We start from the raw sequence: 24,971 nt of genomic DNA on the forward strand, positions 1-24,971 counted from the left end.
TCAATTATTAATTACTAGTTATTAATTATTAATTATCAACATGGATATAGAACAACAAATCCGCCTTAATTTTCTCGATGAGGCTGAAGAATATTTTGATCGTATGGAGTCTAGTCTTATAGGATTAGCTAATAACGTCATTGATCCTCAAAAAGTAGATTTAGTCTTACGGTCTGCCCACTCGATTAAAGGTGGAGCAGCAATGATGAACTATGATGTTCTGAGTCGAGTTGCCCATCGTTTAGAAGATTTTTTAAAAATTTTGCGGGTTCGCTATGCTTCTAGTCAAATTACGACGGAAGTAGAAACCCTATTCCTACAAAGTGTTGATTGTCTACGCCACATTTGTGAGCTTAGTCGTCGAGGAGTAGCGGTGACGGAGTCTGATGTAGCAGCGCGATCGCAACCAATTTTTGAGCAGCTACATCAGCATTTGGGTGATTTGGAAGAGGGTGATGAAAATGCCTTATTGACAGCTCAAGATGAAGATATCGATCCTGCTGTTCTCATCTTTGAAGAAGGCGTTGACGCTGTTTTGGATCGATTTGAGGAACAATTAAGTAACTTAAATCTTGCCCAACTAGCTCAAGAATTATCTACTACTGCCAAAGAACTAAGTGCTTTTGGACAAATGGCAAATCTTGAACCTTTTATTGAGCTTTGTCAGTCTATTCAGCAACAAGCACAAGAATTATCTCCAGAGCAAATTGAATCCTTAGCCCAAAACTCTCTAAATACTTGGAGAAGATCTCATGCTCTGGTACTTAGGGGTCGACTAGAAAAACTACCATCTCAGTTAGAAATGGTGGGTGTATCAGATCGGCAGATTAGTCCTACTTCCCCTAGAGAAAATCCTGATTCACAAATCAAAGATGATATTTCTTCAACATTAGAAGCTCTAGATTTATCAGCAGGAGATTTCGATCCATTCCTCGAAGATTTTGCAGCATCCGAAGCTCTTGATGAATTACAGTCAGCATTTGAGACGGAAATACCGGAAGTTCCAGTTGATTTAGACACTAGCGATCGCTTGTTGACTTCCGAAATAGAAGAATTTGCCGTTGACGAAATAGCAGAAGCAGAAGCTGATTTAGATCCATTTATCGAAGAGTTTCCAGAATCAGAAGCCCTTTCAGAATTACAGTCGGCATTTGAGACCGAAATTTCAGAAGTATCTATTGAATCAGACGCGGGCGATCGCTCATTGACTTCCGAAATAGAAGAATTCACTGCTGAAAACTTAGAAGAAGAATACTCTTCAGAAACAGATGGAGCTTTTGATGTAATTTTCGATGATTCGGTGAAATTAGAAAATATCACCGAATTAAGGTCTGCATTTGATGTAGCAATGAATGAAGTCTCTGTTGAATCAGAGAGTAGCGAGCGTTCAATTATCCCTGAGAATAATGCCGAGGTGACAAACTCTCAACCTGCCTCTCAGCAGAAATCTCCTGCTATGGACAAAATGGTTAGAGTTCCAGCATCACAACTTAGACAATTTAATAACCTTTTTGAACAGTTAGTTTTAGAGCGTAATAATCTTAACCTCCGTTTCAAACAACTTCAATCTATTGCTGCATTAATGCGCAGAAGAATAGAACAAATAGAGCGATCTAATACCAATTTAAAACAATGGTATGATCGAGCCTCGGTTGAAGGGTTTTTAACCACAGAACAAGCTGTTGCAACTTCAGTCATCTCAGCTAAAAAAACTACAGCAGGTTTTGATGCTCTGGAGATGGATCGTTACACGGATGTACATCTCATTTGCCAAGAACAAATTGAAACTATTGTTCAACTTCAAGAGGTAGCTACTGATGTAGAGTTGGGATTACAAGACATTAACCTAGCAGTTCGCGACCTCAACCACGTTACCAAGTTTTTGCAAAGTAACGTAATTCGCACACAAATGTTACCTTTTGCCGAAGTAGTCAAACGCTTTCCGCGAGTAATTCGCGACCTTAACCTCCAGTTTGGCAAAAAAGTTAATCTCAAAATTGAGGGCGAAAATACTCTGATTGATCGCTCAGTTTTAGAATCTCTTAACGATCCGTTACTGCATTTATTACGCAATGCTTTTGACCATGGCATAGAAGATGCAGCTACTAGAACTGCTGCGGGAAAACTTTCTGAAGGAACAATTACATTACAAGCAAATAACCAGGGGACTCAGACAGTTATTACCCTCTCTGATGATGGAGGAGGTATTCCTCTGGATAAAATTCGCGATCGCATTCAAGCGATGGGTCTTCCCCGGGAACATATCCAGCAAATGCCGGAAACTGAAATCCTTGACTTTATCTTTGAGCCTGGATTTAGTACCGCTAAACAAGTGACCGAACTCTCAGGTCGTGGAGTTGGTATGGATGTAGTGAGGACTAACCTACAAGATATTCGAGGCAATGTGAGTGTAGCAACTAAGCCAGGTTTAGGGACGACTTTCACTCTTAAAATCCCTTTTTCACTATCTATCTTAAGGGTGGCGATCGTCGAAAAATCTGGCATTATCTTTGCCATTCCGGCAAATACTATTCAAGAGCTATTACCATTAAACCCCGAAGCAGTAACAACCTCAGAAAATATCAAACATATTACCTGGAAAGATGAACAAGTTCCTCTAGTTCAAATCGAGAAAGCGTTAGTTTTGAGACGCTCCCATAACACTTTTAATTTAACTGACAATCCCATGATAGATCGCCCCATGGCTATTCTAGTTGGGGACAAGGAAAAATTTGCTGGACTAGAGATTAGTCGATTTTGGGGTGAGCAAGAAGCTACAATCCGACCTATTGAAAGTCCTATACCTCTTCCCCCTGGAGTTGTTAGTTCGATGGTTTTTGGCGATGGTCGGGTTATTCCCTTAATAGATCCTTCGCTGCTAATAGAAGATTGCTTGAAACGTAGTTCCGCAGAAGAGTCCCTGGGAACTACACTTCTCGAACAAGATAGTCAACCATCAGCGTTAGCAACTGATCGCCAAACTATTCTGGTCGTTGATGATTCAATTAATGTCCGCCGCTATCTAAGTGTAACTTTAGAAAAAGCAGGATACAAAGTTCAGCAAGCTAAAGATGGGCAAGAAGCAGTAGATAAGCTGATTGACGGACTTTCAGTACAAGGAGTTGTCTGTGATATCGAAATGCCTCGGCTTGATGGATATGGGGTTCTTGAAGAATTGAGAGATAAAACTGAATTTCGTGAGCTTCCCATCGTCATGTTGACTTCCCGTAGTAATGAGAAACACCGAAAGTTAGCTATGAATCTTGGCGCATCAGCTTATTTTTCTAAACCCTATAATGAACAAGAATTACTACAAAAAATAGCAGAGCTAATACAAATTTATACTCATTAATCTAAAAAAGGAGACTCCAACATATTTTCCCAAAGAACCTCCAGATAATACTCATGAATCATCAGCATCTGGTTTGCTTGAATCAATAATTCTTGTAAATCTTCTATATTTGTATTTAATCTAATTAAACTAATATACGAAGATAATCGCGCTTCTAATTCTGAAGAAAGTTTCTGATGAGTTATTGAAACTTCAACTACCCCAATAGCTTGAAAATACAGATAATCTCTCATCTCCTGCTGCCTGAGCAAGCTTTGCTTAAACAACTCAATTAAATCATCTTGTAACTTGACCACATCAGTAATTTTTTTAATTTGATCGGATAAAACTCTTAAAGCAAAATCCTGTTCCAGAGAAAAAGAGAACGTATTAATCATACTTAACTAAATAATCTTAAATTGCTCAGATTATAGATAAATATGAGTACCTAATCCTCAGTTAAATTACCTAATTAAGGGGGTTTTTTAAAGCGGTTTGAGCTGATTTAACTGGAAGCACTGGTATAAAAACGGAGAGCGAACTGCCAGAAAAATATTGAAAAACCAAACAAAATGACAGCTAAGATAGCTGCTCCAAAAATCCAAGTTAACTCACTACGGTTCAGCATTGCCTGCGCAGGAACAGTAGTCAAGAAAGCTACAGGAACAATAAATGTAAAAAAGAAACGATAAACAGCAGGATAGGCTACCATCGGATAACGCCCTGCTTCGAGCAACCCCCGTAAGACTTCAGTGACGTTATAGACTTTGACAAACCAAATACTGGTTGCGCCTAAGATAAACCAGAGACTGTAGAGAATGACAATGCCAAAACAGAGGGGAATTAAACTAGCTAGATAATTGTGCCAAGCTAAACCTAAATTAGTTCCTGCATAGACTATTAAAACTATGCCAAAAAATAGATCGGGCAGACCCCAAGGAGAGATGGTCTTCATTGAAAGCCAAAACTGACTACTAATCGGTTTGAGCAAGACAAAATCTAATGTTCCCAGTTCTACCTGTCTAACAATACTATTGAGATTAGGAACCAAAAAAGTTGCTGAGAATCCTTGCAGTAGTGTAAACAAACCTAAAACAATAGTTGCTTCTTGCCAACTCCACCCCTGAAAAGTATAGCCAGTGCGATAAAACAAAAATAGACCAAACAGACTTCCTACTAGGTTGGCAATACTCGTAATCGTGGCAATCAAGAAATTGAGACGATATTCTAATTCTACAGCGATCGCCGTAGACCAAAATAAACGCAATACTTTAAAATAACGGTTCATTGATTACTGATTACTGATTACTGTTCTTTGCGCTTCCAGTTCATGATGTCCCAGGTGCGCATATCCCAGGCAGTTAATTCATAGCCTGTCAGACTATTGCTAAATGCCGCGACATCAGCCCGATGAACCAAAGGGATAACTACTGCATCCTCAATTAACATATCATTCATAGTAATAAATAGCTGTTTGCGTTTCTCAGGATCTAGCTCTTGACTCGCTTCTTGCCAGAGGCGATCGTATTCTGGGTTGCAGTAGCGAGAATTGTTATCTCCAGACCAATTATTAGCTTTTTGGGGGATTTGGTTGCAAGTCTGAAAATTCATATAAGCTCCAGGATCGGGGCTAGTGTTACCCGTGGTGTACATCTGCAAATCGGCATAAAAATGTTCCACCGTATCATTATTGCTAGAATCGCTAGAAAAATAGACACTGGGGTCAATACTTTTGAGTTCTACTCCCATGCCAACAGATTGTAATCCCTGTTTAATTACAGCTTGAGTTTTTTGACGTAAGGGATTAACCGAAGTTTGAAATACCATTTGCATCTCAGTACCGTTTTTGTCGCGGATGCCATTGCCATTGGTATCTTTCCAGCCTGCCTGGTCTAATAATTGTTTGGCTTTTTCGGGGTTGTGTTCATAGCTCGTATTTGGGGAAACATATTCTGCTGGTGCAACCAAAAAGTTAGGCGTAGCTTTACCTGTGATGCCATATAGTTGCTGGGCAATAGTATCTCTGTCTACTGCTATGGCTAAGGCTTGACGAACATTGCGATCTCTCAAAAAGGGGTGGGGAAAGTCGACACTAGAACGTTCTCCTGAAGGAGCTACTTTATTAGGATCGCTGTGGTTAATGATCAGGCGTTCCATCAGCGCACCGTAGTTGGAGACGACTGAACCTTGTCCTGCGGCTTCTAATTCTTTCAATACTGGAGCTTCTACCTGAAGATTATAGGCAAAATCTGCATCTCCCGTTTGTAAGACCGCTCTGGCAGCGGAAGTTGCATCGCCTCCTCCCTTGAGTTCAACTTTGGTAAAACCCAATTGATTTACCTGACGAAACTCAGGGTTAGGTTCATAAACCACCATATCTCCTGGTCGAAACTGTACTACCCGATAAGCCCCTGTACCGATGGGTTGGAGGTTAGCTGGTGCTTCTCTAGCATTTGCTCCGTTAAAGTTTTCATAAATATGTTTAGGTAAGATCATCCCCTCTCCACCAACAAAAACCAGCGACCAAGCAGGATTAACTTCTTTAAAGTTAACTTTTACAGTGTAGTCGTCAATTGCTTCGACACTTTCTACCACTTCATAAGTACCCGCAGAAGTTGAACCTACCTGAGGATTACTCAAAAATTGATAGGTAAAAACTACGTCTTGTGCTGTGAAGGGTTGACCATCAGACCATTTAACATCTTGTTTCAGTTTCCAAGTCACCGATCTACCATCGGCAGCTACACCACCATTTTCTGGGCTAGGTATTTCCGCTGCTAAAAAAGGAATTAAATTGCCCTCATTATCAAAACTAGCTAAAGGCTCAAGAGTAATGCGACTAGCTTCTGCATCTTTGAATCCTGTGGAGAGATGAGGATTGAGAATTGTGGGAGCTTGCCAATAGAGTAATTTGAGAGTGCTGCTATTCTGTTGATTACCAGATGTTCCCGTGGGATTGCTACAAGCGGTAATGGCAATGGTTAAACCCAGAGATAGACAGAACCTAGAAAGAAAACTTTTGGCGATCACTTACTACTCCTTAACCAGTTTTGATTATCGATGATATTGTAGTCGGTATTTTGGAGAGAAATAAAGAATCGAAAAATTGCTCCAATCTTATTTCCAATACCAATGTGTTGAAGTGGTTATTAATGTTGAAGATAATTAAAAGTCTGCTGATTGGAAAACCAAATCAGTAGTCAACTCAAGTTCAGGAAAAACAGCAGATTTCAAGCGATCGCCCTTAACAAATTTTTCCATTTGATACTCTCCTTCAATTAACTTGCAGATAGTAATAGTAGGCTGCTTAGGTTTTCCAATGTAGCGTACTGCGCCTAATGCTCGATAATCACGGGGCTTACAAGCGGGTGAATTCGATTCACCCGACAGCCCCTCGACAATCCAATATTCGGAGATTCCCATTGCTTCGTACTCGACAAATTTATGTCCGTAATCATCTCGCCAGTTGGTACTAACAACTTCAATTACCTTAAAAAGCTTTAAGCTCTAAGCCTTAAGCTTTAAGCTCTAAAGTTTACGCTTGGTAAACGGCTAACAGTGAGACAGTTCGTTGGCGGGGGAACCCCGCTTAAAGAAACTGTCGTTGGCGGAGCCTTCTCGAAGAGTACCCGAAGGGCTTATAGCTATCGGGTTTAATGCCCCCAGCAAACGAAGTTTGGTGGTCTACAATTAGGAGAGGTTAAAGCCTCTTCTAATTGGCTTACAGCTTACAGCTTACAGCTTATAGCTGCGGCTCTGCCGCTTTACGAGAGGAACAGTCAGACCATTCTGAATAACTGATGACTTGTTCCAAAGGGGTTCATCTTGAATGTATTCTCGATTGATAACCGCTACATCAGGTAGATATCCAGAGCGAGGAGCAAGAGGTTTAAGTAAACAGTTTTTAGGAATGGAATAATTTAGATTTTGCTTACGTATTTCCAAGTTCAACTCAGCGACCAAAAAACCACTAATATCTTCATGAGAACCTGTGGGTAGTATTTCAACAATTACACCTTCAATTAATTCGTAACGTTTACTATCTTCGGGATACCAGTCCAGAAATTCCTCAAAACTTATAGGTTTGATTTGTGGCGCAATCATTTTTACTACCTCGCGATTGCCATTTATAATTTTACCCTGTAGTAAAACGTGAAATATTGATGTTAGAGGTTAAAAATCAAAAAAGGAGAGTAAACTCCCCTTCATTAATAAAAAAAGTGTTTTCTCTCCTCAAACTAACAATTACTATTCATTTTTTAGCCAACTAAAGTGAGCGCGAACATCTTGACCCACTTCTTCAATGGGGTGTTCGGCTTCCAGACGGCGCATAGCAGTAAATCCTGGTTTACCAGACTGATTTTCGAGGATGAAGTCTCTGGCAAAATCTCCTGTTTGAATTTCTCGCAGAATTTTACGCATTTCCGCCCGAGTACTTTCGTTAACTATTCTCGGACCGCGAGTATAGTCACCATATTCGGCAGTAGTGGAAATGCTATCACGCATCTTGGCTAAACCACCTTCGACAATGAGATCGACGATTAGTTTTACTTCGTGTAAACATTCAAAATAAGCTAATTCTGGTTGATAGCCAGCTTCAACTAAAGTTTCAAAACCTGTTTTAATTAAGGCTGTGAGACCACCACAAAGCACTGCTTGTTCACCAAATAAATCGGTTTCAGTTTCTTCTCTAAAGGAAGTCTCTAAGATACCTGCTCTCGTACCACCGATGCCTCTGGCATATGCCATGGCGCGATCGCGTGCCTGTCCAGTGGCATCTTGAAATACTGCAAACAAGCAAGGTACGCCCTGTCCTTGAGTATAGGTGCGTCTGACTAAATGTCCAGGTCCTTTAGGTGCCACCATCATTACGTCTACCGACTTAGGAGGAATGATTTGACCAAAGTGAATGTTGAATCCGTGAGCAAATGCTAATACTTTACCATCAGTTAAGTGTGGAGCAATCTGGTCAGTATATACTCGTTTTTGAACTTCATCTGGTAGCAGAATCATAATTACATCTGCTGCTTTGGCGGCATCTGCCACGGGGTGAACTGTTAATCCATCTGCTTCTGCCTTGGCTTTTGATCTACTACCAGGATACAAGCCAACAATCACGTTAACACCACTATCTTTGAGGTTAAGTGCATGAGCGTGTCCTTGAGAGCCGTAACCGATAATTGCTACTGTCTTATCTTTCAATAAGTCTAGATTGGCATCCTCATCGTAATACATCCGCGCCATAAGAATTTCTCCAGAATCGTTAAATCTTGTCCGATCATTATAATTTTTCTGGTGCAACTATGATGGTGATGTTTTTCAAAGGTTACTATAGTTTTTTTCTATATTTATAGCCGTACTAAATTAGGTTAGGACATTTTCTGTTGTCTGTTGCCTTTGAATCCAAATTTTATGTCCTAAATTAAAGACGTATTGCTATAGCTAACGTTTATTCTGGGAGGGGAATCTAGGTTTTTTTGTTAATCTTTAGTTTATGAGAAATTAAATTCCTTTTTATCTAAAGTCAACTTAAATGGAAAACCAGGTCATTTTTGAACAGCAGCTAGCTCTCTTTCCCCATAAACCTGAAACACTGGGTTTTTTGACGACTGAAACTTTAACTTGGTCGCTTAATGGGAATCAACAGCAGCTTGTTTTGGATGATGTGGTAGGTGTTTCTTTGGTTAACCTTGGAGAGGAACAAATCCCCTGTTTAGTAGTACATAGTTATCCTGTAATTGAGACTAATTACTTACATCTAAGCAAAAAGTCTCAAAGGGTACTCAAGGAATACTGTTTTACCTGTCCGAATCGGGAAGTGCGATCGCAATGGCAACAAGCAATAAACAATACCTTATTAGGTCAACCTATTGACGAGATTATTAAACCCCGTCATTTACAGATTATTGTTAATCCTGCCAGTGGTAAACAAAAAGCAGCTCAAATATTAGAACAAGTTCGCCCTCTGTTTGACCGTAGTAATCTTGAGTACTCCATTAAAGAAACTTCTAGCTCTTCAGATACCAAGAATTTTGTTAATCATCTCGATCTTGTGACCACAAATGGTTTAGTAGTTGTCGGGGGGGATGGTACAATCCATGATGCGATCGCTGGTTTAATGAGTCGTCCAGATCGAGAAACGGCAATTAAAATTCCGATTGGTGTCATCCCTGGAGGTACGGGAAATGGTTTATGTAAAACTTTGCTGGAATTATCGGGAGAAGCTTATGATCCCCTCAATGCCGCTTTTTTAATTGCCAAGGGTAAGCAACAAGCTTTCGATCTTGCTTCTGTTAACCAAAATGGGAGTGAATACTATAGTTTTCTTTCTTTAGCCTGGGGTTTGATTAGCGATGTTGATATCGAGTCAGAAAAACTCAAGTTTTTAGGCTCTTTACGTTTCGATCTGTATAGTTTGATGTTGATTTGTCTCTTGCGGACATATAAAGGTAGGTTTTCTTTTATTCCTCATCCAGATTGTCAACTTGCCCATCAACTTGGAATTACACAACAAGGAAAATGGCACATAATCGAAGATGAATTTATTTTTCTCTGGGCGATGAATACTTCTTGGGCTGCCCATGATATGAACGTAACGCCTCACGCTCAGTTAAATGATGGAGCGATGGATGTCTTAATTATGCGGCGAGGAACATCTCGAATTGAACTACTGAAAGCACTTATGCGCTGTGGTAAGGGTCAACATCTTTCGTTGCCGCATATGGAATATTACAAAGTTCGAGCTTTTCGCCTTGAGCCTTTAACAAACAAAGGCATTTTAGTAATAGATGGTGAACTGATAGATTATTCTCCCGTCGCCATCAAGGTAATCCCTGATTTAGCTTGTGTTAATTGTTAATAGTTTTGGGAGAAATCCTGATTTATTTTGGTAAACAGTCTTTTAGATAAAAGTATAAAATAAATTACTTACAGTGATCGAAATCACGTACTTTTCAGGATAAATAAGTAATATCTACTGTTTATTTTTCGTGCCTATAAAGACTTATTTTTTGAGCTTAGTTTATCAAAAAAGTAAATTAAACAAGGTGAGAATACTGATTACCAAGTATATTTTGAATCTTATAATATAAGTCAAGATTTAAATAGTTGTAAATCTTTAATCCCTCAATTTAGTACCTGAATTCTTACATTTATTTAAATATAATTAATTTGAATTAATATGTGCATATATTGTAACCACGATGCATTTACTCACTATTTACTTAATGGTGAGCCTTTAATAGAAAATACAGTTGAGCAAAGTATACTACCACAGGGGATTGGCACAGCTACTGAAGATAGGGCGATTGGGCTCTGCCCACCGCCAGAGGCGATCGTACCAGAGTTAGTTGATGATCGCTCAGAAAATATGGCTAATAATATTGATTTAGTTGATTCTGAGACAACAATTGAACCTTTAAACTTCGTTGCTGCTGAATCAAATGTTCTGCCCAATATTTCGATTAATAATATCCAAACCACAGATAGTAGCGTCGGTAGAGAATTAACTTTTGCAATTGTTTTAGATGCGGTTGGTAGTGAGATTGTCACTGTAGATTACGCAACCGCAGATATTACAGCAGTTGCAGGAGAAGATTATCTTCCTGTAGAGGGGACTATTACTTTTAATCCTGGAGAAATTAATAAAACCGTTACTGTTAATACTACTGGAACTTCCTATTTAGATATAGACGAAAGTTTTGCACTAAATCTTTCTAATGCAACTAATGCCAATCTAGAAGATTCCCAGGGTGAGGGTACTATCCTGCCAGCCTATGCCGGAATTAGAGGTGGATCGCGCAATCAAGAAGTTGTTACCTTTAGTTTCTTTGATGAAGATGTTTTCGGACAAGGCGGCTATGACGGGAGTAAGAGAGAAAGTAATGCCAGAGAACCCAGTGAAATAGTTAAAGCAAACTATCGTCAAATATTTGACCATCTCAATACCTTTGTAGATCGAACTTTTGTAGAGGTAGAAGAATCTGAATCCACTATTGGAGATATTCGGATTGTAGTCTCCGATGGTCCCAATTATGCCTATGCAGGGGGACATATTCACCTCGCAGGTTGGGCAGCAGCTTCCGATGCAGGAGGCAATGGCTGGGAATCAGGTCAAGGGGTCTACGCATATTCAGCGTTAATGCATGAACTAGGTCATGCCATCGGTATGCCTCACTCTTTTGGGAAAAGTACCTCTGTCTTCGATCCTGAGGAAAATGCCTCCAATACCGTGATGTCTTATACCTATCCAGGTAATAGCCCTGCTACATTTATGGCTTATGACATTAAGTCATTACAGGAAAGATATGGTGCAGCGGAATATCGTCCAGAAGATACAGTATATGAGTTTCTAACGGTAGACAACTATGTAATTGATGGAGAAATAGCCATTGATACAACTCGACATTTGAAGCAGACTATTTGGGATAGTGGCGGCATAGATACCTTTGACTTTTCTGGCTTGGAATTTGATGATTCTGGTTATCGTTTTGATTTAAATCAGAGTAAATATCAAACTACCCAAGACGGTTATCAAGGTTCTTCCTACAATCGCGACGGCACTACCTATTATGTTCCCACCTATGGTACATCCATTGCGATCGATGTTGTCATTGAAAATCTGATTAATTCTAGCAGCGACGATATTATCATTGCCAACTCTGCTGCAGTTTTGATCTCAATCTAGAAAATGCGACTGATGACACCTTGGGCAATACTCCAGGGGAGATGGTGATCTCGAATAATGGTGCCCTACCGAGTATTAGGGTTGGGGATGCTGGAGTATTGTCTAGTATTCCGATCAAAGATGCTGACGGCAAAATTATAAATAGTACAGGACTCTTATTTAAGATTAGCTTAGACGCACCCAGTAATCAGACTGTAAGAGTCGATTATGCTACTGCCGATGGTACAGCGATCGCCGAATCAGATTACGATGCCAAAGATAAAACTTTAACTTTCCAACCTGGAGAAACCGAGAAACAAGTATTTGTTGGAGTGACTTTAGATGAGATCAGCGAAGACGACGAACATCTTTATCTGAATTTAACCAACCCCATCAATGCCACTATTGCTGATAACCAAGCGGTAGGGACAATTGAAGAAACGCGATCGCTTTCTGTTAGCGATTTAGAAGTCAGTGAAGATGGTACAGCAGCAATATTTACCGTCAGTTTGGATCAACCCAGTGTTCATGGTGTTTTTGTTACTTACGATACCGAAGACGGTACAGCTAAAGCGGGGGCAGATTACATCAAAACTAGCGGCAGATTATTTATTAAAGCGGGAGAAGCTAATGGGACTGTTAGTGTGCCTTTAATTAATAATAATTTGACTGAAGACAATGAAACTTTCTTCCTGAACTTAAGCCAACCCAAATATGTTTTTGTTGATGATGAACAAGGACAAGCAATTATCCTGAATGATGATCCTCTTCTCACAGAAAATCCAGGAGGAATACATGAAGGTCTCCAGCTATGGTTGAAAGGAGATGCCGGAATAACTTCTAACAATGGTCAAATTGTTAGCTGGGAAGATAATAGCCAGGTACAACTTAATGTTGGTCAAGATACAGCAGAAAGTAGACCCAATATAGACACTGAGCTACTAAACTACAATCCCGTTTTAAGTTTTGATGGTGATGATTTACTAGAAACTGCTGATACTTTACCAGAAGATTTTGTTCAAAATTCTTCGGTGTTTGTAGTTACTAAATCCAATTCCAATAGTAATAATTTTCTCTTTACCCTCGATAATACTGGATGGGGTCGTTTTCTGGCTCATATGCCTTGGGGAAACAACATTCATTTTGATGCGGGTGGTACCGGCGATGGGCGACTCAGTATTCCCTACAGTAACTCTGGCGCCACAGAATTTAGCACTTGGCATTTTAGTAGTGAAACTGATGTCGGACAGAATATTTTCCACAATGGTTTATCGGTAGCGTCCGATAGTAATACTCAAAATCCCATTACCAAAAATCGTAAGTTTCAACTGGGTCGTCAATATGACGGCGAAATAGCTGAAGTTATTGTTTATAACCAAGCTTTAGGCAAAAGCGATCGCTTGGCGGTAGATTCTTATCTAGGTATCAAGTATGGCTTAACTCTCGATCAAACTGTTGCTACTAATTACATCAACTCTGATGGACTAGTTTGGTGGGATGCAATTCAGGCGACCGAATACAAAAACGACGTTGCAGGTATTGCCAAAGATCATAATTCGGGTCTGGCACAAGTTAAATCTCGTAGTAGCAATGCCAATTCTATCATCACCATCAAAGCCGAAGATACAGTCAATGGTCTGGAAGATGGAGAAGCATTAGTTTGGGGTAATAAAGATCGAACTGTCAGTAAAAATACCTTAAAACTAGATGGCACTAATGATTATCTTAAAATTCCCGATAGCGATGCTATCGACTTTAGTAAAGACCAGGATTTTACCATTGAAGTACAAGTTAAAACTGATGGTTCGACAGCTAATGATGCGATTGTAGAAAAATGGGGACAAAGTGGCGGTTATCCTTTCATCATTCGCTATAAGAGCAATGGTACGATAATCGCTGCTCGTTTTGATCGTTCAAACAGTCCTCATCTTACTTCTTCTACCAAAATTAATGATGGAGAATTTCATCATATTGCCTTTGTTAAATCGGGCGATCAACTCCAACTTTATATTGATGGAAAGTTAGAAAGTACCGCTACCGACACCACTACAGGGATAACTACCAACACCTCTCCCCTATATTTAGGTTCTCGTGGTGGTAACAACGAATTCTTTAACGGTAATCTCAAAGATTTCCGCATCTGGAGTGTAGCGCGGACAGCAGCAGAAATTCAAACTAGTCAAGATTACGTCGACCCCAACAGTGATGGTTTAGTTGCCTACCTACCTTTAGAAAGCGATGCTAATGATATTACTAATAACGGTAATCACGGTACATTTCATAATGGCGCCAGCATTGAGCCGATAGAAGCAATTGATTTATCTAAACGTATTTGGCAAGTACAGGAAAAACAAGGAGATGTAGGAACAGTTTCTGTGTCTTTTGACTTGACTGAACTAGGACAACAGTTGCCCATAGAAAATTACGCTTTACAGATAGCCAGTGAGCAGACATTTAGCGATGCTATATCTTTTATCCATGGACGTCAGCTTGAGGACAGTACCTTAACATTTACCGGTATTAACTTTAAAGATGGCGAGTACTTTACTTTAGATACTGAAGTAGATCATCCCCCGAATACTCTCAAAAACACTACAGAGATATATGTTAATGCGGGGGCGCATGATTTTGTTGATAGCAACGGACGGCAATGGCTCCAGGGAGAGGGCTTTAGTTCCGTAAAAACTTTTACTAGCTCCCAGGCGATCTCCAATACAGAGGATGATGCTCTTTATCAATCGGAATATTTTGGTCAAAAATTCTCCTACACTCAGGCAGTAGAAAATGGCAACTATGATGTCACCCTCAAGTTTGCCGAAATTTACTTTAATCAAGAAGGAAAACGAGTATTTGATGTCGCCTTGGAAGACCAACTGATTCTCGATGATTTCGATTTAGTTGCCGAAGCAGGAGGCAAAAATAGGGCTCTGGATCGAACTTTTACTGTTCAAGTCAACGATGGGGTAATTGACCTGGATTTTCTCGCCAGTGTCAATCAAGCCAAGATTTCTGGGATTGAAATTCAACCGGCTTCTCCAGTAACTCACATTAACGCGGGAGGAAATTCATATACCGATCTTAGTGGACAGCAATGGCTCCAGGGTGAAGGTTTTAGTCCGGTAAAAACTTTTACTAGCTCCCAGGCGATCGCCAATACGGAAGATGATACTCTTTATCAATCGGAATATTTTGGTCAAAACTTCTCCTACACTCAGGCAGTAGAAAATGGCAACTACGATATCACCCTCAAGTTTGCCGAAATTTACTTTAATCAAGCAGGAAAACGAGTATTTGATGTCGTCTTGGAAGACCAACTGATTCTCGATGATTTTGATTTAGTTGCCGAAGCAGGAGGCAAAAATATCGCCTTAGATCGAACCTTTACTGTTCAAGTCAATGATGGGGTAATTGACCTGGATTTTCTCGCCAGTGTCAACCAAGCCAAGATTTCTGGGATTGAAATTGAGCAAAATTTTACTATTGAATTTTAACTGACTCCAAAAGAATAAGATTAGTAATAGTTATCAATACTGCTTAATTTTTAGCCGAGAAGTATTGGTCATCAGTTAACGACTAAGAGTTAAGTTTATGGGGTGTGGATTGCAGCGGATTAAGGCAGTCATCTTGTTATGTGTTTTGACTTTATGGTTGATAGCGTTGCCGAGTTTGAGTTTAGCTCAAACAGACAACAAGAATACTCCAGATAAAGCACCAGTAGAATTAGATGGTCGGACTTTATTTGAAGTAGGAAATTTTGGTATTTTCACTGCCAGAGAACGAGCCGACCAAATCAATGGTGTACTTCTTGATTTAGTTGATACTAAAGACGTGATCGATTTGGAAGTAATTGAAGACAAAAATCAAGTAGCGATTCGTAACAGTGCTACTGACCCTTTACCTAATGGAGAATTGCAATCAGAGCGTCATATTTTGACAGTAACCGAAGCTGATGTAATTTCAGCGATGAATAATTCATCACAAGCTAAAATATGGGTAGAAAAGCTTGAAAATGCCATAAAAAGAGGTAGATCGGAACGTAGTCCTCAAAATTTATTGAAAGCTGCCCTCATTGCTGTTGGTTTAGTTTTGGGGGCAATTATAATTCAGGTTAGTCTACAAATACTACGTCCCTTGAGTTTGCGTCAGCTAGACCGAGTTTTTCACCATAATTCACTGCTTGATGGTTGGGAAGAATTGATATCTCAGTTCTTACGATTAGTATTTATAACCTTACCTTTATTGCTCTGGAGTGGGGTATTTTTTGTAGTCACTAATCTTTTCCCCCAAGCTCGCGGATATCGTTCCCGAATATTCTCAATCCTCTCTTCTCCCATCATTACTTTAGGAAATAGTAGCTACTCGGCTTTAGGTGTACTATTGTTGCTGGCTTTGACCTTGGGCTTGTGGTTTGCTGTCAAAAACCTAACTAAAGTAATCAAATCTTATATTTTAAGCTACACCATAGCAGATCGAGGATTACAGGAAGTTGTAGCGATCTTAACCCAATATATTTTGACTTTTCTGGGTGTAATTGTTTTATGGCAAATATGGGGGTTCGATATCAGTGCTCTGGCAATTATCGCTAGTGTTCTCAGTGTGGGGATTGGTTTTGGCTTGCAAAACATAACTAATAATTTTATTAGTGGTTTGATTCTTAATTTGGAAAGACCGATAAAAGTTGGGGACTTGATCGATGTTGGGGATTTGGTCGGTACAGTTCACAGGATTGGCGCACGAAGTACGGAAGTAGTAACTTTGGATCGAGTATCAATTGTAGTTCCTAATTCTCAGTTATTAGAAAATCGAGTTGTTAATTGGAACCATAACGATCCGATTTCACGTTTGCGCTTGTCTGTGGGGGTTGCTTATGGTTCTGATCTGAGGAAAGTCAAAGCGGCACTACTCAATGCAGCTAAAAAACACTCTGATGTACTTAGAACTCCTCGTCCTCAAGTTTGGTTTCAGGAATTTGGCGATAGTTCTCTGAAATTTGAGCTTTTGGTGTGGATCAAAGATCCCCGTAAGCAGTTTCGTCTTAAAAGCGATTTAAATTACTTGATTGATTCTAATTTACGTCGTTATGGTATTGAAATCCCCTTTCCTCAAAGAGATTTACATTTACAATCGCCTTATTTAGAAGAGCTATTTAGGTCTTGGTTGATAGCCCAAGGTTTTAATCCTCCTCAAGGAAAGTTATCTAAAAAAGATATTGTGCTTCAGTCTCCCTCGGCAAAACAAGTAGACCCTGAAGAATTAATCGGTTCTTTAGAAGAGAGACTTTCTAATGAGGAGATACATCAAATAGTGGCTCAGATGCGCTCAAGTGATGGTTTAAATATTCGCGATCGCCGTTATCGACTGAATTTTTATCGAGCTTGTTTTATCGGCTCGGAAGCTGTTGATTGGTTAGTACGGAAACAACATTTTACTAGGGAAGAAGCACTTGAATTCGGTCAGATTTTAATGGAACGAGGTATCATTTTTCACGTCACCGATGAACACTCTTTCCGCGACGAGTTTTTGTTTTATAGTTTTAACAAAAGCTATTAGTTAATACTCTTGTTGTCTAGATAGTTGTCTAAATAATAGCTTCAATTGCTGCTTCTAGGGCGATCGCAATATGAGTCCAGTGGGTTCCTCCTTGACAAAAGGCGATATAAGGCTCACGCAAAGGACCATCAGCCGAAAACTCAGAAGTACTACCATCGACAAATGTTCCTCCAGCCATCACCAATTTACTCTCGTATCCAGGCATTGCATCAGGAACGGGTTCCAAAAAGGAATCTACAGGAGAATGCTGTTGTATCGCTTTACAAAAGGCAATGAGCTTTTCTGGAGAACCCAATTGAATTGCTTGAATAATATCTCGACGGGGAACTAAAGGCACTGGATTCACAGGATATCCCAAGCGTTCAAAAACGTAGGCAATTAAATGGCTGCCTTTGATTGCTTCTCCTACCATTTGCGATGCTAGAAATAATCCCTGGAACATAAGTCGATTTTGAGATAAAGTCGCTCCGCCACTACTGCCAATACCTGGTGCAGTTAAGCGACAAGCCGCCGCCTCTACTAATTCCTTTTTCCCCGCTATATAGCCTCCTGCAGTAACAATCGTTCCCCCTGGGTTTTTAATTAAAGAGCCTGCGATCAGATCTGCTCCTACTGCTGTTGGCTCCCGATCGGTAACAAATTCGCCATAACAATTATCGACAAAACAGACAGTATGGGAATTTTGCTTTTTGACCAACTCGACAATTCTGCCAATATCTTCAATCGATAGGCTAGGTCGCCAAGAATAACCACAAGAACGTTGGATTAAGACTAAACGAGTTTTATTGGTAACGGCGGTGCTGAGAGCTTCCCAGTCAATAGTTTCTGCCTCAGTCAATTCTAGCTGACGATAATCAATCTGAAAATCCTTAAGTGAACCCTGATTCTTACCTCGTAAACCAATTACTTCCTCTAGGGTGTCGTAGGGTGCACCTGCCACCGCTAACATTTCGTCCCCTGGGCGTAGGACTCCATACAAGGCGCTGGCGATCGCATGAGTCCCAGAAACAAACTGTACTCTCACCGCAGCAGCCTCGGCATTCATAATTTTGGCAAACACTTGGTCTAGAGTTTCTCGTCCTAAATCATCGTGTCCGTAGCCACTCACGCTAGCAAAATGTTGCACACCAACACGATGATGGCGAAAAGCGAATAAAACTTTTTTTAGATTTTCCTTGACCTGGGTGTCAATACCAGAAAAAATCGGTATTAGTGCATTTTCTGCTTCTAGGAGCAGATTGTTGATTTTCATATTTTTGATGGAGAGCTTGGTTTTGTTTTCGGTCACTTACCAAAAAACTTTTTCGTTGTTCATGTCAATACTGGTATGTCTTGAAGACCAATCCCAGACAAATCCATTGAATAATATTTTGAGATGACAAGGTGTGAAAAATTAGTATTTTTGCTATTGTCTTCTTCTTTATTAATGTATTGAATACACAATACAAAAATATTGCATGGAGTTGAAATTAAGGTTATTAAATGACAGTTGCGACATCAGAAAAAATCCCTCCAGCCTGGGGGACGATTATATACATGGCTGTAATCCACTTTGTAGCTCTATTTGCTCTTTTTCCCAGCAATTTTAGTTGGCAAGCTCTTGGGGTAGCTTTCATACTTTACTTTATTACAGCAGGAGTAGGAATTACCTTGGGATTTCATCGTCTCGTATCCCATCGTAGTTATGAGGTTCCCAAAATAGTCGAATATTTTTTAATTTTTTGTGGTACGCTTGCAGGTCAAGGAGGTCCCCTAGACTGGATCGGACTTCATCGTATCCATCATCAATATTCTGATACTGAATTTGATCCTCATAATTCTCTTAAAGGTTTTTACTGGAGTCATTTAGGCTGGATGTTATGCCAGAATCCTGCCAATGAAAAAATTCCTCGCTATACCAAAGATATTTCCGGCGATCGCTTTTATCAAGTTTGTCAACATGGCATGATACCTTTTCAGGTTGTCTTAGCATTAATTCTCTATTATTGGGGAGGTCTGCCATTTGTTGTCTGGGGGATTTTTGTTCGTCTAGTAATCGTATTTCATTGCACTTGGTTTGTGAATAGCGCGACTCATAAATTTGGCTATAAAAGTTATGAATCTAATGATACTTCTCTCAACTGTTGGTGGGTAGCATTGCTGACGTTTGGAGAAGGTTGGCACAATAATCACCATGCTTTTCAATACTCTGCTCGCCATGGCTTAAAGTGGTGGGAAATTGACTTAACTTGGATTATGATTCAAACTTTATCTTGGCTCGGGTTAGCAAAAAATATCAAGTTACCGCCCAATAAGGCTTGACCGTTATCAAGATAATATAAAACTATTTCCATAGACAATAGATTGAGTTCTTTAACTAGTTACCTCTATTGTCTATTTTTAGTTTAATTTTATATTTAGAGTAATATCATTTCAGTTTTTGGGTAAGACAGATTATTTGTAGGGGCGAACCGCAGTTCGCCCTTACCACAAGATTACGTGTCTCAAATATTATCCAAATTGATATAATGCGGATTCTGGATGGCGCGAATTATGAAAAGAAACGTAAATATATTATTACAATATGGATATTAAAGAAATCGACTGTAATAATATCCAATAACTTATGACAGATACTATTTTTGGCAAGATTATTCGCCGCGAAATTCCTGCCGATATTGTCTATGAAGATGATTTAGCCTTGGCGTTTAAAGATGTTAATCCCCAAGCACCAACTCACATTTTAGTTATTCCCAAAAAACCAATTCCCCGTTTGTCAGAGTCCAGTCAAGTAGATAGTTCGCTTATGGGTCATCTATTGATGACAGTTAAGAAAGTTGCCGAGCAAGCAAATCTCCACAACGGTTATCGAGTAGTGATCAATAATGGTGTCGATGCCGGACAAAGTGTGGATCATCTACATTTGCATATTTTAGGCGATCGCCCCATGAAGTGGCCTCCAGGATAAAAGTTCTAAGGAGTAGGTGGAGCAGGTGGATTAGGGAAAGGATCGATGCTATTGGGTAATCCTGGCAAAGCTGGATTTACTCCTGGAGTAGGTTGGATTGTTGGCGGTGCGGAGCCTTCGGGAAGTGTTGCTAATGCCACGCGATTTCCTCCGACCTCCCGTAGAATATCTAATACTTCTACTACCTCTCTATAAGTGGAATTTTTCGCAGCATACAAGGTCATTAAGCCATCAGGATTGGACTGACGATATTTTTTGATTTCCCAGGCTAAATCACTACGGCTCACTAAATTTTGATCGACATAAAGCTGACCAATATCATCAATAGTCACAATTAAAATATTCTGCATTTGAGGAGCGCCTGTTTTTGCTTGGGGCAAGTCCAAGCTAATTGCTTGCTGACGGGAAAAATTAACCGCTGCCAAGATAAAAAAGGTCAAAATACAAAAAATAACATCAATCAGGGGCAGAATTTCAATATTTGCTCCACTTGATTCCCCTTCATCTTGCCAAAGCTTCATTGGCTTGATCGGTCGCGGCTGATATTTTTTTTTGGAGGTCATGGAATATCAATAAGTATAAGATTGAAGAAATAAAAGGTGATTTCTGGGTTGACAGTTAAAATTTGCGGGATTAATCACGGATGTAATCATTTATTGTCTGTTATTCCTTAAATCCTGGTGGTTTAATATTGACAAAAGAATAATCCTCATCTGCAACTACTACTCCTTCATCTTCTGATTTCATCCAGCGATCGCGATACATAACTTCCAAGCGACTACCAGTACGTCGTAACACTCTAACTTGATTTGACCAAAAAGCCTGAAACAGACGATAAAAACTGAGACTAATTATCGCTACCAATAGACCAACTGCTGTTGAGATTAAAGATTCCCCAATACCTAAAGTTACTCCAGAGGAATCTGCTGTACCCAAATCACTGATTTTGATTGAGCTTAAGGCTTGAATTAACCCCCAGACTGTACCAAACAAACCTAATAGGGGAGAAAGGGCAATAATCGCCTCCAAAATTTTGTCTCCTTTGCGCATTCTCGCTAATTGTTCTTCGGCTGCCGATTCCAAGGCAATATGAAAGATATCAGGATCAGGATTAGACAATCGAAAGGGAGAATAAACAAAATTACCTAGAGGGTGATGAATGTGTTCCTGGGCAATTTTACCGACTAAATCCCAGTTACGTTCGGCCGCTTCCATAATGCGGTTAAATATTTTTTTCTCTTTGAAAAGTACTCTTGACCAAAACCAAAGTCGCTCTAAAATTGTTGAGATAGACAATACTGAAAGCAGAAGCAGTGGATACATCGAGATACCACCCTTTTCGATAATTTCCAGAAAATTCACAGTAATTAATTACCTCCAGTAATATTTTTGGCTTAAATTATTTCTCCAACAGTTTAAGCTATTCCTGTCTCAATCTATCGATATAGATAGCATGGGTTTGAACAAAATCAAGAATAATAAAATTTTTCTAACACGGGTTTCAATTAATGTCTAGAATTTGTCGATCAGAACAGTCAAAAAACTAAGATAATTCTTAATATTAGGTTATTCTAGCGTCTTTGTTTGAGACATATATAATAAACGTAAACTCCTTATAAATGCGAAAAAAGCTGTTCCCAATTAGTATTCTGAGGACGTTCTCCAGAATTAATTATGGCAAAATCTCGATTAACTGCCAGCTCATAAAATAGTGATTCTACACAAACATTAGCTACATCAACACGACTAGTTTCCCCGTTTAACCGATCTCCGTTCTCAAGAACTACGGCTTTTTTGCCATCGGTTTTGGCTCGAATTAAAGTATTTAAATCATAGGAAGTATAAGGACCATCAATCAAACGCCCAGGACGAATAATAGTGTAAGGAAAACCGGAAGCAATTATTGCTTTTTCCGCCTCAAGTTTGGCATCTAGAACTCCAAAGAGATTGAGAAGCTTAAAAGGAAACTGCTCTTTACGCAATACACCACAGGAAGAGACAAAGACAAACCGTTTTAAATCATGGGGTGCATTAGCAACCAGGTTTTTTACCCCTTCGCTATCTACAGCTTGAGGATCATTAGAAGGTTGAACAAAATTAATAAAATCCCAACGCGCTGACGGGAAAGCCGTTGTCCCAGTACAGCAGATTATATAGTCTACTCCCTTGGTAGCGCTAACGAGAGTATTTGGCTCACGAAGATCTCCTTCCAAGAGTTCAACTTGGCGATCAAACATTGATTCAGCTTGAGCTTTATTTCTGGTTAAGCCACGAACATTCAAGTTTTTGGCTAATAGTTTAGCCGCAACTAGCTGACCCACACCACCAGTAATACCAGCAACCAAAATCAGATCGGATTTAGATACCATCTAAAAAATACTAGATTCAACAATAAAAAAAGGATAGCCTAAAGACTATCCCAATTAACATTAAATTCGATCAATCAAGATTAGATTTGAGGTACAAATCTTTCTTTATCCGGTACAGCAGTATATTCAGAAACAATTTGTTTTAATTCTTCGCCATCAATAGTTTCTTTTTCAATTAACAAGTCAACTAAGCGATCAATTACTTCACGGTTTTCGCGAACAATTTTGCGAGCTAATTCGTGACCATGTTCTGCGATTTGACGGACTTGATCGTCAATGCGAGAGGCTACTTCTTCGGAATATTCAGCACGGGAGGTTAGACCTGCACCGAGGAATACTTCGCCTCCTTGTCCACCTAAAGCAACGGGACCAAGATCACTCATGCCGTAGATAGTAACCATCTGTCTTGCCATTTCAGTTACCTGTTGTAAGTCACCACCAGCTCCAGTAGTGACTTCGTCGTTACCAAAAATTTCTTCTTCGGCGGCACGACCACCCATTGCTCCAGCAATTCTAGCCATTAACTGAGAACGGCTGATTAGACCTTGGTCTTCATTCGGTGTAAACCAAGTTAAGCCTTGAGCTTGTCCCCGAGGAATCAAAGTTACTTTTTGTACTGGGTCATGGTCTTTAACCAGAGTTCCTACGATCGCGTGACCAATTTCGTGATAGGCGATCAATCGCTTACTCTTACCATCTGTGAGCGGAGTACCTTCCATCCCAGCTACAACCCGATCTACCGCATCATCGATTTCGAGCATGGTGACAGCTTCTTTACGTCTTCTGGCAGTTAAAATTGCTGCCTCATTGAGCAAGTTTGCTAAATCTGCACCAGAGAAGCCAGGAGTACGGCGAGCGATCGCATCCAAAGAAACTTCAGGAGCAATTTTCTTATTGCGAGCGTGAACTTCAAGGATTTCGAGACGACCCTTAATATCGGGGTTATCTACCATTACCTGACGGTCAAAACGACCAGGACGCATTAAGGCAGAATCTAGAACATCAGCACGGTTAGTAGCAGCAATGATAATGATACCTGTGTTGCCCTCAAAACCATCCATCTCGGTTAGTAATTGGTTAAGAGTTTGCTCTCTTTCGTCGTTACCACCACCGATACCAGCACCACGCTGACGACCTACGGCATCAATCTCATCAATAAAGATCAAACAGGGGGCGTTTTCCTTCGCTTTTTTAAACAAGTCACGGACACGAGACGCACCCACGCCGACAAACATTTCCACAAATTCCGAACCAGAGATACTGAAGAACGGAACGCCTGCTTCACCAGCGATCGCTTTGGCGAGAAGAGTTTTACCAGTTCCAGGAGGGCCAACTAATAATACTCCTTTAGGAATTTTCGCTCCAACTGCAGTGAATCTTTCAGGCTGTTTCAAAAAGGTAACAACTTCTTGGAGTTCCTCTTTGGCCTCGTCAATACCGGCAACATCATCAAACATGATGCCTGTTTTTGCTTCCATTTGGAACTTGGCTTTAGATTTACCAAAGCTCATTGCTTGTCCTGGACCACCAGGCATATTGTTGGAACGACGGAACAAGAAGAATAATGCTCCAATGAGGATGATGGGAAAAATGAGATTACCTAATAGTCCCCAAACTGCACCTTCATTACTAGCAGGATGATAATCGAAGTTAACATCAGCATCTCGTAATTTAGTAATTAATTCAGGTGAATTGGCAGGTAAGTCAACTCTGAGCTTTTGGATTCGGTTGTCTAATTCTGGATCAATTGCTTGTACTATGGCAGTTCTACCATTTTCATATAGTTCTACAGAAGAAACTCGTCCTGAGTTGAGATAGTCTAAGAAGCGACCATAGGTCATACGGGTACTAGCCGAATTGCCATTTAAACTACTGCTAGCGTTGGGAGTAGTAAAAGTTCCTTGCCAGAGGAAAAAGCCCACTACCAGCAAAGGTAATGTCCAAAGTAATACGATTCTCCAGGAAAAATTCTTCATAGGATATGGTGTTGTTCTAAATTGAATAATTTTAAGATTATTTTTTGGTTGGTTCTGTTAAGAACTTTAGGGCACTTACTTGACAAAATCCCGTCACCGCAGATGTTGACATATGTAGATCAATATCGCATTT

Annotated in this window: 17 protein-coding genes and 1 pseudogene; 7 read left to right on the forward strand and 11 right to left on the reverse strand. The window is 39.9% G+C overall.

All coding sequences use genetic code 11. The features are described 5' to 3' along the window. Nucleotides 1-40 precede the first annotated feature (40 nt). Nucleotides 41-3,352: a hybrid sensor histidine kinase/response regulator gene (locus tag PLEUR7319_RS0107400; RefSeq protein WP_019504576.1), complete on the forward strand. Its 3,312-nt coding sequence runs from the start codon at nt 41-43 to the stop codon at nt 3,350-3,352. On the opposite strand, the gene PLEUR7319_RS0107405 is transcribed toward PLEUR7319_RS0107400, so the two are convergent. The 6 genes and pseudogenes from PLEUR7319_RS0107405 to ilvC all read right to left on the reverse strand — a co-directional run bounded on the left by PLEUR7319_RS0107405 (nt 3,349) and on the right by ilvC (nt 8,575). After that, nucleotides 3,349-3,729 (reverse strand): hypothetical protein, encoded by a 381-nt coding sequence (locus tag PLEUR7319_RS0107405; RefSeq protein WP_019504577.1) that lies wholly within the window; start codon nt 3,727-3,729, stop codon nt 3,349-3,351. The genes PLEUR7319_RS0107400 and PLEUR7319_RS0107405 overlap by 4 nt on opposite strands. A 107-nt stretch (nt 3,730-3,836) precedes the next feature. Further along, the gene (locus PLEUR7319_RS0107410; protein WP_019504578.1) at nt 3,837-4,619 is read right to left on the reverse strand and encodes an ABC transporter permease; all 783 of its coding nucleotides are present in this window, start codon (nt 4,617-4,619) and stop codon (nt 3,837-3,839) included. Between the two features lie 17 nt (nt 4,620-4,636). Then, nucleotides 4,637-6,361, reverse strand: coding sequence for a peptide ABC transporter substrate-binding protein (locus tag PLEUR7319_RS0107415; protein ID WP_019504579.1), 1,725 nt, complete (start codon nt 6,359-6,361; stop codon nt 4,637-4,639). Nucleotides 6,362-6,496: 135 nt separating this feature from the next. Continuing rightward, nucleotides 6,497-6,817 carry a Uma2 family endonuclease gene (locus PLEUR7319_RS34540; RefSeq protein ID WP_202804281.1) on the reverse strand — a complete coding sequence of 107 codons (321 nt, stop codon included), beginning with the start codon at nt 6,815-6,817 and terminating at the stop codon, nt 6,497-6,499. Between the two features lie 279 nt (nt 6,818-7,096). After that, a pseudogene (locus PLEUR7319_RS34545) lies at nt 7,097-7,435 on the reverse strand (Uma2 family endonuclease); the annotation flags it as partial. Nucleotides 7,436-7,579: 144 nt separating this feature from the next. After that, the gene (gene ilvC, locus PLEUR7319_RS0107425; protein WP_026102371.1) at nt 7,580-8,575 is read right to left on the reverse strand and encodes a ketol-acid reductoisomerase; all 996 of its coding nucleotides are present in this window, start codon (nt 8,573-8,575) and stop codon (nt 7,580-7,582) included. Nucleotides 8,576-8,864: 289 nt separating this feature from the next. Between ilvC and PLEUR7319_RS0107430 the strand changes: the two genes are divergently transcribed. The 4 genes from PLEUR7319_RS0107430 to PLEUR7319_RS0107445 all read left to right on the forward strand — a co-directional run bounded on the left by PLEUR7319_RS0107430 (nt 8,865) and on the right by PLEUR7319_RS0107445 (nt 17,546). Next, nucleotides 8,865-10,190 (forward strand): diacylglycerol kinase family protein, encoded by a 1,326-nt coding sequence (locus PLEUR7319_RS0107430; protein ID WP_019504583.1) that lies wholly within the window; start codon nt 8,865-8,867, stop codon nt 10,188-10,190. A gap of 321 nt (nt 10,191-10,511) precedes the next feature. Continuing rightward, the gene (locus PLEUR7319_RS0107435; RefSeq protein ID WP_019504584.1) at nt 10,512-12,017 is read left to right on the forward strand and encodes a Calx-beta domain-containing protein; all 1,506 of its coding nucleotides are present in this window, start codon (nt 10,512-10,514) and stop codon (nt 12,015-12,017) included. 20 nt (nt 12,018-12,037) lie between these two features. Next, nucleotides 12,038-15,487 carry a malectin domain-containing carbohydrate-binding protein gene (locus PLEUR7319_RS0107440; RefSeq protein ID WP_144054265.1) on the forward strand — a complete coding sequence of 1,150 codons (3,450 nt, stop codon included), beginning with the start codon at nt 12,038-12,040 and terminating at the stop codon, nt 15,485-15,487. Between the two features lie 97 nt (nt 15,488-15,584). Next, nucleotides 15,585-17,546 carry a mechanosensitive ion channel domain-containing protein gene (locus PLEUR7319_RS0107445; RefSeq protein WP_019504586.1) on the forward strand — a complete coding sequence of 654 codons (1,962 nt, stop codon included), beginning with the start codon at nt 15,585-15,587 and terminating at the stop codon, nt 17,544-17,546. A 28-nt stretch (nt 17,547-17,574) separates the two neighbouring features. On the opposite strand, the gene PLEUR7319_RS0107450 is transcribed toward PLEUR7319_RS0107445, so the two are convergent. Then, nucleotides 17,575-18,798, reverse strand: a complete 1,224-nt coding sequence (locus PLEUR7319_RS0107450) for a methionine gamma-lyase family protein (RefSeq protein ID WP_019504587.1) — start codon at nt 18,796-18,798, stop codon at nt 17,575-17,577. Nucleotides 18,799-19,028: 230 nt separating this feature from the next. Here PLEUR7319_RS0107450 and PLEUR7319_RS0107455 point away from each other — a divergent pair, with 230 nt between their 5' ends. Then, nucleotides 19,029-19,847 (forward strand): fatty acid desaturase, encoded by an 819-nt coding sequence (locus PLEUR7319_RS0107455; protein WP_019504588.1) that lies wholly within the window; start codon nt 19,029-19,031, stop codon nt 19,845-19,847. A gap of 304 nt (nt 19,848-20,151) precedes the next feature. Continuing rightward, complete coding sequence (locus PLEUR7319_RS0107460) at nt 20,152-20,493, forward strand: histidine triad nucleotide-binding protein (protein ID WP_019504589.1); 342 nt, start codon at nt 20,152-20,154, stop codon at nt 20,491-20,493. Nucleotides 20,494-20,498: 5 nt separating this feature from the next. Here PLEUR7319_RS0107460 and PLEUR7319_RS0107465 read toward each other — a convergent pair whose 3' ends face one another. The 4 genes from PLEUR7319_RS0107465 to ftsH2 form a co-directional block, all read right to left on the reverse strand. After that, nucleotides 20,499-21,056 (reverse strand): biopolymer transporter ExbD, encoded by a 558-nt coding sequence (locus tag PLEUR7319_RS0107465; protein ID WP_026102373.1) that lies wholly within the window; start codon nt 21,054-21,056, stop codon nt 20,499-20,501. 100 nt (nt 21,057-21,156) lie between these two features. Beyond that, entirely contained in the window at nt 21,157-21,855 is a 699-nt protein-coding gene (locus PLEUR7319_RS0107470; protein WP_019504591.1) for a MotA/TolQ/ExbB proton channel family protein, read from the reverse strand. A gap of 251 nt (nt 21,856-22,106) precedes the next feature. Next, entirely contained in the window at nt 22,107-22,862 is a 756-nt protein-coding gene (locus PLEUR7319_RS0107475) for an SDR family oxidoreductase (RefSeq protein ID WP_019504592.1), read from the reverse strand. 80 nt (nt 22,863-22,942) lie between these two features. After that, nucleotides 22,943-24,838: an ATP-dependent zinc metalloprotease FtsH2 gene (gene ftsH2 / locus PLEUR7319_RS0107480; protein WP_019504593.1), complete on the reverse strand. Its 1,896-nt coding sequence runs from the start codon at nt 24,836-24,838 to the stop codon at nt 22,943-22,945. Nucleotides 24,839-24,971: the final 133 nt, after the last annotated feature.

This window comes from Pleurocapsa sp. PCC 7319, from assembly GCF_000332195.1.
GTDB lineage: Bacteria > Cyanobacteriota > Cyanobacteriia > Cyanobacteriales > Xenococcaceae > Waterburya.

What these genes read in the sequence shown, in the direction of transcription:
- PLEUR7319_RS0107435 (WP_019504584.1), top strand. Translation starts at nt 10,512, where the DNA reads ATGTGCATATATTGTAACCACGATGCATTTACTCACTATTTACTTAAT.
- ftsH2 (WP_019504593.1), bottom strand. Translation starts at nt 24,838, where the DNA reads ATGAAGAATTTTTCCTGGAGAATCGTATTACTTTGGACATTACCTTTG.
- PLEUR7319_RS0107445 (WP_019504586.1), top strand. Translation starts at nt 15,585, where the DNA reads ATGGGGTGTGGATTGCAGCGGATTAAGGCAGTCATCTTGTTATGTGTT.
- PLEUR7319_RS0107465 (WP_026102373.1), bottom strand. Translation starts at nt 21,056, where the DNA reads ATGACCTCCAAAAAAAAATATCAGCCGCGACCGATCAAGCCAATGAAG.
- PLEUR7319_RS0107405 (WP_019504577.1), bottom strand. Translation starts at nt 3,729, where the DNA reads ATGATTAATACGTTCTCTTTTTCTCTGGAACAGGATTTTGCTTTAAGA.
- PLEUR7319_RS0107475 (WP_019504592.1), bottom strand. Translation starts at nt 22,862, where the DNA reads ATGGTATCTAAATCCGATCTGATTTTGGTTGCTGGTATTACTGGTGGT.
- PLEUR7319_RS0107430 (WP_019504583.1), top strand. Translation starts at nt 8,865, where the DNA reads ATGGAAAACCAGGTCATTTTTGAACAGCAGCTAGCTCTCTTTCCCCAT.
- PLEUR7319_RS0107460 (WP_019504589.1), top strand. Translation starts at nt 20,152, where the DNA reads ATGACAGATACTATTTTTGGCAAGATTATTCGCCGCGAAATTCCTGCC.
- PLEUR7319_RS0107410 (WP_019504578.1), bottom strand. Translation starts at nt 4,619, where the DNA reads ATGAACCGTTATTTTAAAGTATTGCGTTTATTTTGGTCTACGGCGATC.
- ilvC (WP_026102371.1), bottom strand. Translation starts at nt 8,575, where the DNA reads ATGGCGCGGATGTATTACGATGAGGATGCCAATCTAGACTTATTGAAA.
- PLEUR7319_RS0107400 (WP_019504576.1), top strand. Translation starts at nt 41, where the DNA reads ATGGATATAGAACAACAAATCCGCCTTAATTTTCTCGATGAGGCTGAA.
- PLEUR7319_RS0107455 (WP_019504588.1), top strand. Translation starts at nt 19,029, where the DNA reads ATGACAGTTGCGACATCAGAAAAAATCCCTCCAGCCTGGGGGACGATT.
- PLEUR7319_RS0107450 (WP_019504587.1), bottom strand. Translation starts at nt 18,798, where the DNA reads ATGAAAATCAACAATCTGCTCCTAGAAGCAGAAAATGCACTAATACCG.